The organism is Methylobacterium sp. B1, assembly GCF_000333255.1.
Classification (GTDB): domain Bacteria; phylum Pseudomonadota; class Alphaproteobacteria; order Rhizobiales; family Beijerinckiaceae; genus Methylobacterium; species Methylobacterium fujisawaense.
Genome location: NZ_BACT01000611.1, coordinates 1 through 10210 on the forward strand (window position 1 = coordinate 1; position 10210 = coordinate 10210).

9 protein-coding genes and 1 tRNA gene are annotated in these 10210 nt (G+C 67.9%); 6 read left to right on the forward strand and 4 right to left on the reverse strand.

The window, feature by feature from the left end:
- Positions 1 to 15: 15 nt before the first annotated feature.
- The 3 genes from I53_RS18020 to I53_RS18030 form a co-directional block, all read right to left on the reverse strand.
- On the reverse strand, positions 16 to 681 hold the full coding sequence (locus I53_RS18020) for an SCO family protein (protein ID WP_043353134.1): 666 nt from the start codon (positions 679 to 681) through the stop codon (positions 16 to 18).
- 254 nt (positions 682 to 935) lie between these two features.
- Positions 936 to 2507, reverse strand: a complete 1572-nt coding sequence (locus tag I53_RS18025) for a bifunctional diguanylate cyclase/phosphodiesterase (protein WP_043353146.1) — start codon at positions 2505 to 2507, stop codon at positions 936 to 938.
- 255 nt (positions 2508 to 2762) lie between these two features.
- Positions 2763 to 3194, reverse strand: coding sequence for a helix-turn-helix domain-containing protein (locus I53_RS18030; RefSeq protein WP_043353136.1), 432 nt, complete (start codon positions 3192 to 3194; stop codon positions 2763 to 2765).
- A 560-nt stretch (positions 3195 to 3754) separates the two neighbouring features.
- Between I53_RS18030 and I53_RS34035 the strand changes: the two genes are divergently transcribed.
- On the forward strand, positions 3755 to 3901 hold the full coding sequence (locus I53_RS34035) for a hypothetical protein (protein ID WP_158713268.1): 147 nt from the start codon (positions 3755 to 3757) through the stop codon (positions 3899 to 3901).
- 281 nt (positions 3902 to 4182) lie between these two features.
- Positions 4183 to 4347 carry a hypothetical protein gene (locus I53_RS34040; RefSeq protein WP_187294378.1) on the forward strand — a complete coding sequence of 55 codons (165 nt, stop codon included), beginning with the start codon at positions 4183 to 4185 and terminating at the stop codon, positions 4345 to 4347.
- Between the two features lie 70 nt (positions 4348 to 4417).
- Here the strand turns inward: I53_RS34040 and I53_RS18035 are convergent.
- A tRNA-Pro gene (locus tag I53_RS18035) sits at positions 4418 to 4494 on the reverse strand.
- 152 nt (positions 4495 to 4646) lie between these two features.
- Between I53_RS18035 and I53_RS18040 the strand changes: the two genes are divergently transcribed.
- The 4 genes from I53_RS18040 to I53_RS18055 all read left to right on the forward strand — a co-directional run.
- Positions 4647 to 5927, forward strand: coding sequence for a glycosyltransferase family 1 protein (locus I53_RS18040; protein WP_043353138.1), 1281 nt, complete (start codon positions 4647 to 4649; stop codon positions 5925 to 5927).
- A gap of 138 nt (positions 5928 to 6065) precedes the next feature.
- A complete protein-coding gene (locus I53_RS18045) occupies positions 6066 to 6386 on the forward strand; it encodes a rhodanese-like domain-containing protein (protein WP_043353140.1) in 321 nt (106 codons plus the stop codon).
- Between the two features lie 145 nt (positions 6387 to 6531).
- Positions 6532 to 7686, forward strand: coding sequence for an efflux RND transporter periplasmic adaptor subunit (locus tag I53_RS18050; RefSeq protein ID WP_043353142.1), 1155 nt, complete (start codon positions 6532 to 6534; stop codon positions 7684 to 7686).
- A 107-nt stretch (positions 7687 to 7793) separates the two neighbouring features.
- A partial coding sequence (locus I53_RS18055) for an efflux RND transporter permease subunit (protein ID WP_043353144.1) occupies positions 7794 to 10210 on the forward strand: 2417 nt, incomplete at its 3' end.

The window sequence follows — 10210 nt, forward strand, 5'->3', positions numbered from 1 at the left end:
ATTTCCGGGCTGCGCTCAGCTCCGCGGGCCGCAGCTGCCGGTGCTGCCGTCGGTGGCCCAGAGATTGGCGCCGCCCCCCGGCGGGCATTGGCCCGGCAGCGCCAGGGTGATCAGCTTGGCGAAGGCGCTGGCCTCGTCCTCGCCATAGCCGATCTCGCCGACCATGCGGCCGGACTTGTCGAACAGCGCCACGGTGGCGGAATGCTCCATCGTGTAGTCGCCGTCCTTGGTCGGCACGCGCTTGTAGGCGACGTGATAGGCGTCGGCCATGCGGGCGACCTGCTCGGGCGTGCCGACGAAGCCGCGGATGCGCGGATCGAAGGAGGCGAGATAGTCCCGGAGGGTGTCGGGCGTGTCGCGCTGCGGGTCCAGGGTGACGAAGACGACGTTGAGGCGATCCGCATCGCGGCCCATCCGGCCGAGGGCGGTCGACAGGGTGGCGAGCGTCGTCGGGCAGACATCCGGGCAGTGGGTGAAGCCGAAGAACAGGACGGCCGGTTTGCCGCGGAGGTCGGCCTCGGTCACCGGGCGGCCCTCGAGATCCGCCATCGTGAACGGGCCGCCCACCTTTCGGGGATGGCTGAACCGCGAGCCCTGCTGCAGGACGATCGCCCCGGTTCCGGTGGCGACCACGGCAACGAGGGCGGCGGAGGCGATGAGTGCGAGGGGGCTCGGTGCCATGCTGTGACCTGCGACGGCGCGTCGATTCTGCCCATATGGGGTTCGTGTCGACCGGCGTGAGGCCGCGGCGCGCCGTGCCGCGCCAGTCTTACGTCCGGGCCGAGCCGGTTGGCCAGGCTCCGGTCTTCCACCCGGAGCGGCGCGAGGCCGCGCGTCGCAGGGGCCGGAGCGCCGCCCCGAAACCTGTCCGTCCCGCGGACCACCCGCTCGGGCCAGCCGACGGGAGGCCGCGACGCTCGGACGGCCAACTGCCCTTACGAGGCCTGCGCCAGAGGCCGAAGCGGGAGCGCGGATTGCGCGGTGGCGAGGATCTCGTCCATCTCGGATTTCGGCATGGCGTGACCGAACAGGTAGCCCTGGCCGAATTGGCAGCCCTGGTCGGACAGCCAGTCGAAACTCGCGTCCGTCTCGATCCCCTCGGCGGTGGTGGAGAGGCCGAGGCTCGCCCCGAGCTTGATGATGGCATCGACCAGCTTGGCCCGCTCGTCGCTCATCGTGATCGCGTCGACGTAGCTGCGGTCGATCTTCAGCTTGTCGAACTTCAATTCACGCAGGTGGTACAGGCTCGAATAGCCGGTGCCGAAATCGTCCAGCGCGATGCGCACCCCGAGCTCACGCAGCGACAGCAGGGTCATCCGGGTCGCTTCCAGGTCCTGGATCAGGGCGCTCTCGGTGATCTCGACCTCGAGGCGCTGCGGTGGGAAGCCGGTCTCGGTCAGGATCCCCAGGATCCGCTGGGCGAGCCACGCGTCCTGGAACTGCTGCGGAGCGATGTTGACCGCCAGGATCAGGTGGGGCGGCCAAGCCCGGGCATCCAGGCAGGCGCGACGGATCAGGTTGTAGCTGAGATCGCCGATCATCCCGGTCTCCTCCGCCACCGGGATGAACTCGCTGGGGGCGACCAGTCCGCGCGTCGGATGGCGCCAGCGCGCCAGCACCTCGACGCCGACGATCTCCCGCTCGGGCAAGGACACCACCGGCTGGTAGAAGGGTTCGATCGCCCCGGTCTCGATGGCGCTGCGGAGCTCCGTCTCCATGCGGGCCCGGGCGCGCAGCTCCGCGTCCATGGCGCTGCGGAAGAACCGGAATTTACCGCGCCCGTCCTTCTTGCCCTGGTACATCGCGAGGTCGGCCGCATGCAGCACCGCGTCGGCATCCCCATGGTCGGCCGATACCGCGGCGACCCCGACCGTCGCGCCGACCTTGAGGTCGTTCTGGTTCCACGTCACCGGCTCGGCGATGCGCACGATGACAGTCTGGGCGAGGCGCCTCAGCCCCTCGCTCTCGTAGCGCAGCGGGACCAGCATGGCGAATTCGTCGCCGCCCAGCCGAGCCGCGAGGCCGCCCGGCGGGACGAGCTGCTGGAGACGCTCGGCCACGGCGCACAGGACGGCGTTGCCCGCAGCATGGCCGTAGAGATCGTTGACCGGCTTGAACCGGTCGAGATCGATCAGCAGCACCGCCGAATCCCCGGTAGCCGAGGCATGCGCGCGCTCCACGGCATCGATGAAGCGGCGACGGTTCGCGAGGCCCGTCAGCCCGTCATGTCGAGCGATCGCTTCGGCCTGCGCGGCGGCGGCGGCGCGTTCGAGCATCAGCCGGCGGAGGATGATCGACTTGCGGATGCTGGCGCCGCATTGGGCGACGCCCATGCAGGCGGCCAGCAACAGGAGGTCGGTGAGGTTGTAGGCGGCAACGAGACCGTTGAGGTAGTCGAAGGTCCCGAGGGTGACGCCGACGAACCAGATCCCGACGCCGATGACGAGCAGGCACAGGGTCTCGTAAAGCTCGCCGCGACCCCACGTGGTCGGCGTCTCGATCGGCATGTTCTGGACCCGGTTCCCGAAACGATCTTGAAGCATGCTGTCCGCTAAGGCGGCGTAAATGTCATGTCCAATGTGGTCGGCTATTTACATCGTTGCGCGCGAAGGTCTTGGTTTAATTTGAATTAAGGCGCGCATCTCTATCGCGCCTGTCAAATCATGCCGTCGGCAGGGTCGCCGCCATCTCTGGATCCCGCTGGCGGCCCGAACGGCGACCGTCCGGACGTTTCGCCGGTTCGGGGTGTCGGACCGGCGCCCTCACTCCCGGGCCGCAGCTTCCGCGCGCTGCGCACTCGCGCGGCTCTCCTGAAGGGCGGCGGCCGCCTTGACGATCGACAGAATGCCGCTGCGGGTCGTCTCGTCGGGGATGCTGGTGAAGGCCAGGACCAGTTCGAGCACCTTCGGATCATCGAACAGGGCCGCAGGTCCGGCCTTATCCCGTCCGCTCTCCTGCAGATCGGCGAAGAAGGTATCCACCGGCACCTTCAGCAGGTCGGCGATGGCCTGGAGACGGCCGGCACCGATGCGGTTGCGGCCCTTCTCGTACTTCTGAACCTGCTGGAAGCTGACGCCGATCGCTTGGCCGAGATTCGTCTGGCTCAGCCCCTGCGCCACCCGGAGCGCCGCGATGCGTCCGCCGATCGTGCGGTCGGCGTCGGTGGCGGATTTGGGCTTCGGGGAGGATGACATGGATGAGAGCTTTCGGCGTGGTGGATTGATCGCGAGTTAACTCGCCGTGGCGGCGAAAAACACAACCGAGAAATGCTTAGTGCACCAACAAGTTGCGCGTGCCAAGTCTGCGTGGGACGCATACCTTGGCCATTGGCCGGGCGCGGCTGGGCCATTCGTCGCGCGCACGCCGCGTTGTCGGCTCCAATGAATAGCGGTTTAGATCAGCCTCGAAACGCTATCGACCGAGACTCTGAGTCTATTCGGGCGACGATTTAGCGGAAATCGGAAGCGATGAAGAGTACTTAGGTGTTGAATTGCGTAGGACCGGGCTGATCAGGCGCGGAAACTGCCGGCGACGTAGCCGGGATGGTGCCGACCGTGCCGTCTCAGGACTTTAATGGTGCGGCAGGAGGATCATGAGCCCGCTGAAGCCGCGCTCAAGGACCGTGCCGGTGTCGGGATTTTCCCTATGTGGCGGGGTGAACACTTTAAATTTGAGATAAAGAAATCTATGAAATGATGTATTCATTGACCGACCCCAGCGGTAGGTTCGCCGTCCATTCACAGCGCCCGCGTCGATGACCGACTCTCTGACCACCCTCTCGGAGACTGCCGATTCCGTCCTCCGGGCCGATGCGATGGCCGAGACCTCGGCCCTGCGCGCCCATATCCGGCGAATCCTGCGCAAGCTCGCTGCGGCCAAGTCGACGCGGCGGATCGGCTGAGTGCGTCCCGGGTGCCCGTCTGGGCGCCGGCGTGTGCGCCCTGCGACCCTCTGCCTCAACCCTGCAGGCGGGGCGCGGAGGCTGACCGGAGCGGGGATGTCGCGTCGCGACCCTCACGGCTCGCGGCCCGTTGAAACCGGGCCGCCCCACCCGTGACGAGGGTTCGGTCGTGCGGCCCGGCGGGTACCGGGGTAAACAATCCTCGGTTGAGCAGATGTTTAAGCGTCCGTTTACCCTGCGGCTCGAGAGTTCCGAACTCAGTCGGAGTTTAATGAGCAGCCATGCTTGATGTCGCCTTCTGGTGGTGCGTAGCCATGGCGATGACCGGATCGGTCGGCCTGGTCGGCATTGCCCTCGTCGCCGGACGCACGGTCCGATCGCAGCCGCGCGGCGTTCCGCTCTCCCGGAGCGAGCCGCTCGTCCTGCGTCACTTCGGTCGGGCTTGATGGAGGGAGCCTGCGGGCACGGCGGCCGCTACAGAAGGTCCGCGACCGGCTGAGCGTCGCAGAAGAAAAATGGTCGGAGTGGCCGGACTTGAACCGACGACCCCCTGTCCCCCAGACAGGTGCGCTACCGGGCTGCGCTACACTCCGACGCCGCTTAGGCTCGCGGCTCTTAGCCTCCGCGCAGCGCCCGCGCAACCCCTTCCGGCATCCGGGTTCCGCGCCGCGAGGCCGGCAGATGCTGGCACTTGCCGATCAGGACCGCTACGGGGAGCCCCCGCCCCGACGATTGCCAGAGGATCATGACGGACCGACCGATCGCCTTCGATCTCACGCGCCTCGTCACGCGCCTGCGTCACGCCAGCCCGTCCGGGATCGACCGCGTCGACCTCGCCTATGCCCGCGCCTTCCTCGGCTCGGCCGAGACAGGTGTCGGCGTCGTCTCCACAGCCGTCGGACCGCGCATTCTCGATCGCGCGCAGGCTCTGGAGATCGTCGAGGCGGTGGCGGCCGGCTGGGTCGAGGACCGGGACGCCGCCTCGGACCCGGTCTATCGGCGGCTCGCCGCCCTCTGCGGGGATCCGGCCGCGGGACCGGCAGCCCTCTCGGAGACGCCGGCCAACACCGCCGACCGGCGGCGGATCCAGGCGCGGAAGACGCTCGACATCGCCCTGCGCGGCCGGTCGGTCGCCACGCTGCCCCGGGATGCGCTCTACCTCCACACGTCGCATCTGCGCCTCGACGATCCGCGGCGGTTCGACTGGCTCTACACGCGGCGGGACGTGCGGGCCGCCTTCTTCGTCCACGATCTGATCCCGATCACCCATCCCGAATACGGCCGGTCCGGCGAGGCCGACCGCCACCGGGCGCGCCTGCGCACGATCGGCCGGCACGCCGCCGCGATCCTGGTGAATTCGGAGGATACCGGCCGGCGCACCCTCGCGCATCTCGCCGCCGAGGGGTTCGGCCGGCCGCCGGTGGCCGTGGGCCATCTCGGGGTCGAGCCCGCCTTCGGGCGCACGGGACCGCGGTTCAGGCCGGACCGGCCGACCTTCCTGGTCTGCGGCACCATCGAATCGCGCAAGAACCACCTGCTGCTGTTCCAGATCTGGCGGCACTTGGCCGAGCGGCACGGGGCTGCCACGCCCCGGCTCATCGTCGTCGGGCGCCGGGGCTGGGAGGCCGAGAGCGCGATCGACATGCTCGAACGCTGCCCTGGCGTGCAGGCCCATGTCATCGAGGCGTCGGGATTGTCCACGCACGGGCTGGCCGCGCTGATGCGCAGCTGCACGGGATTGCTGATGCCGTCCTTCACGGAGGGCTACGGCATCCCCGTGGTCGAGGCCGCAGCTTCCGGCCTGCCGGTCATCGCCTCCGACATCCCCGTTCACCGGGAGATCGCCGACGGGTTCGCCCTGTTCCGCGACCCTCTGGACGGGCCGGGCTGGATCGAAGCGATCGAGGCGCTTGCGCAGCCCGCCGCGTCCCTGCGCGCCGAACTGGCGGGACGTCTGGACGGATATCGACCGCCGGACTGGCCCGCGCATTTCGCCGCCGTGACCCCCACCCTGGCCATGCTCTGACCGAGCCGTTCCGGTCCGATGTCCGGTCGCGCCGCCTGCGCGCCCGGCCGCACAAGTTGCGCCGCTCGGGTCTGACGAATAAGGAAAAGCGTCAGTCAACCAGCCTGGCCGAGAGCGGGCGGAACGGAGATCCTGCCGATGCGGGTGGTCGACCTCGATCGCGATACGGTCAAGCGCGGGCTCAGCGACGGCTCGATGCTGATCATCGATGTGCGTGAGCTGCACGAATTCGAGGCCGGGCACATTCCCGGTTCCGTCTCGCATCCCCTCTCCAGCTTCGATCCGCAGGCGGTGGCGGATCTCGTGGCCGCCGATGGCCGGCGCGCGGTCTTCTCGTGCGGCTCGGGCGTCCGCTCGATCCACGCGCTGATGGCCGTGCAGAATGCCGGACTCGATCTCGCCGAACACTACAAAGGCGGGTTCAAGGACTGGTACAGCGCAGGTGAGACGATCGCCTGACCTGCGGATTCAATCCGGTACACGAGACCGTGATGTGCGCTCGCGCACAAGCAACAGCGTGGCGCGCGGGTTAGGCCGCACCCGCGGCGGAACAATCGTCAAGCTCGGCGCGACCGCACGGTCAGCCAACGGACAGCAGGACCCGATGCGCAGCCGGCTTCCCAGCCTTCTCACCCTCTTGTCAGCCCTCGTCGCGGGTCTCGCGGCAGGTCCCCTCACCCCGGCGGCCCGCGCCCAGGCGCCGGGCGGGCCGCCGCCGAAGGTCACCGTGGCCAAGCCCGTGGTGCGCCAGATCGTCGAGCAGGACCAGTATACCGGTCGCTTCGACGCGATCGATTACGTCGAGGTCCGGGCCCGCGTCACCGGATATCTCGAGAAGATTAACTTCGTCGACGGCCAGACGGTGAAGAAGGGGGATGTGCTGTTCGTCATCGACCGGCGCCCCTACAAGGCGGCCCTGGAGCAGGCCCAGGCCGCGCTGGCCTCGGCCAAGGCGCGCCAGTCCTTCTCGCAGACGGATCTCGAGCGCGCGCAGACCCTGTCCCGCAGCGGCAACATCTCCGAACAGGTGACCGACCAGCGCCGGCAGGCCTCCCAGACGGCCCAGGCCGACGTCGACAGCGCGCAGGCCGCCCTCAACAACGCCCAGCTGAACTACGATTTCAGCGAGGTGAAGGCGCCCATCAACGGCCGCATCAGCCGGCGCCTCGTGACCGAGGGCAACATCGTCAGCGCCGACCAGACGATGCTGACCACGATCGTCTCGCTCGATCCGATTTATTTCAGCTACACGGTCGATGAGAAGGCGTTCCTCAAGTACCAGAACAGCCTCGGCATCGGGATGGGCCAGACCCAGCAGGGCAAGGGCGTGCCGATCCTGATCTCGCTGTCCGGCGAGGCGAAGCCGACCCGCAAGGGCACCCTCGACTTCGTCGACAACCGCGTCGACAACGCCACCGGCACGATCCTGCTGCGCGCCACCGTCCCGAACGCCGACCTGTTCATCAAGCCGGGCCTGTTCGGCATCGTCGCGATGCCGGCGACGAAGCCCTTCCAGGGCGTGCTGGTCCCCGACGAGGCGGTTGCCGCCAACCAGGACAAGCGCATCGTCTACGTGGTGGGGCCCGAGAACGTCATCCAGCAGAAGGATGTCGTGCTGGGACCGAAGGTCGACGGCTACCGGGTGATCCAGTCGGGGCTGAAGGGCGACGAGACCATCGTGGTCAACGGCCTCGCCCGGGTCCGGCCGGGGGCGAAGGTCACGCCCGAGACCGTCGAGTTGCCGCCGAGCAAGAACTGAGCCCGCGCGGCTCGTCACGAATGCCTTCGTGCGCGCCCCAGGGTGCGCCCCGCACCGACGACGCAGGGCCCCGTCCGGGAGACCGGCGGGCCTCAGAGGTTTGACCGATGCGTTTCGCCCATTTCTTCGTCGACAGGCCGATCTTCGCGTCCGTCACGTCGATCGTGTTCCTGATCCTCGGCTTCGTGGCCTACGAGAGCCTCCCGGTCTCGCAGTATCCCGAGATCGTGCCTCCGACCGTGACGGTGCGCGCCTCCTATCCGGGCGCCAATGCCGAGACCGTGGCCGCCACGATCGCGACGCCGATCGAGCAGGAGGTCAACGGCGTCGACAACATGCTCTACATGACGTCGTTGTCGACCAACGACGGCAACATGCTGCTGACCGTGACCTTCAAGGTCGGCACCAACCTCGATATCGCCAACGTGCTGGTGCAGAACCGGCTCTCGGTGGCGCAGCCGCGCCTGCCGCCGGACGTGCGCAACCTCGGCGTCACGGTGCGCAAGGCCTCCCCCGACCTGATGCTGGTCGTGCACCTGCTCTCGCCGAACAAGACCTACGACCAGAACTACCTCGCCAACTACATCTACCTGAACATCCGCGACGAGCTGCTGCGCCTCGACGGCGTCGGCGACATCACGATCTTCGGCGGCAACGAGTATGCCGAGCGCATCTGGGTCGATCCCAACAAGCTCGCCGCCTACGGCCTGTCGGTCACCGACGTCACCACGGCCCTGCAGGAACAGAACGTCCAGGTGGCGGCCGGCCAACTCAACGGTCCGCCCGCGGCCAAGAGCGAGGCGTTCCAGCTCGTCGTTCAGTCGCAGGCGCGGTTCAAGACGCCCGAGCAGTTCGCCGAGGTGATCATCAAGGCGCAGGACGGGCGCCTCGTCCGGGTGAAGGACATCGCCCGCGTCGAGATGGGCCAGAAGGACTACACGACCAACTCGTTCCTCAACGACACGCCCGCGGTGGGCATCGGCGCCTTCCAGCGGCCGGGCACGAACGCCCTGGACGCGGCGGCGTCGGTCAAGAAGGTGATGGAGGAGGTCAAGAAGAAATTCCCGCCGGACGTCGAGTACCGCATCGCCTACAACCCGACGGAGTTCATCGAGGAATCGATCCACGAGGTCTACAAGACCCTGTTCGAGGCCGTCGGCCTCGTCGTCATCGTGGTGCTGGTCTTCCTCCAGAGCTGGCGCACCGCGCTGATTCCGGTGATCGCGATTCCCGTGTCGCTGATCGGCACCTTCGCGGCGATGGCGGCCTTCGGCTTCTCGCTGAACAACCTGACCCTGTTCGGGCTGGTTCTCGCCATCGGCATCGTGGTCGACGACGCCATCGTGGTGGTGGAGAACGTCGAGCGCAACATGGCCGAGGGCCTGTCGCCGGGGGACGCCGCCCACAAGACCATGGACGAGGTCGGCGGCGCGGTCATCGCCATCGCGCTGGTGCTCGCCGCGGTGTTCGTGCCCACGGCGTTCATCCCGGGCATCTCGGGCCAGTTCTACAAGCAGTTCGCGCTGACCATCGCGGCCTCGACGCTGATCTCGGCCTTCAACTCGCTGACCCTGTCGCCGGCGCTCTGCAAGCTGCTGCTGGTCCCGCATCATGCGCGCAAGGAGCCGAAATTCTTCCTGACGCGGTTCGTGAACTGGCTGGCGAACGGCTTCAACCGCGCCTTCGACGCGACGTCGAACGCCTACGGCCGGACGATCCGCGTCCTGACCGGCGGCATCGTCGGCCTGGGCGTGATGCTGCTGGTCTACGCGGCCGTGATCGCCGGGACGCTCCATCTGGCGCAGACGACGCCCACGGGCTTCATCCCGGACCAGGACCAGGGTTACCTGATCGGCGTCGTCCAGCTCCCGTCCGGCTCGTCCCTCGACCGCACCACGGAGGTGTGTCTGCGCGCCGCCAAGCAGGCCCGGACCGTCGACGGCGTGGCCAACGCGGTGATCATCGCGGGCTTCGACGGCGCGACCTTCACCAACACGACCAATGCCGGCGTGATGTTCCTGACCCTCAAGGGGGCGAAGGAGCGCGCGGAGGTCGGTCGAAGCGCGGCCGTCATCACCGGCGACGTGCTGAAGGCCACCTCCGACATCCAGGAGGCGCGGGTCATCGTGATCCCGCCGCCGCCCGTCCGCGGCCTCGGCAATGGCGGCGGCTTCAAGATGCAGATCGAGAGCCGCCAGTCGTCGGATATCGGCCCCCTCATGGCCGCGGCCGGCGAGGTGATCGCTCAGGCCAACCAGAGCGCGGACGTGCAGCGCGTCTTCACGACCTTCGACAACTCGACGCCGCAGCTGTTCCTCGACATCGACCGCACCATCGCCCGGATGCTGAACGTGCCGCTGGCGAACGTGTTCTCGTCGGTCCAGGCGGATCTCGGCGGCACCTACGTCAACGACTTTCACACGCTGGGCCGGATCTATCANGTGCGCCTGCAGGGCGACGCGGCGTTTCGCACCTCGGTGCAGGACATCTCGCAGATCAAGGTGCGCTCCTCCACCGGCGCGCT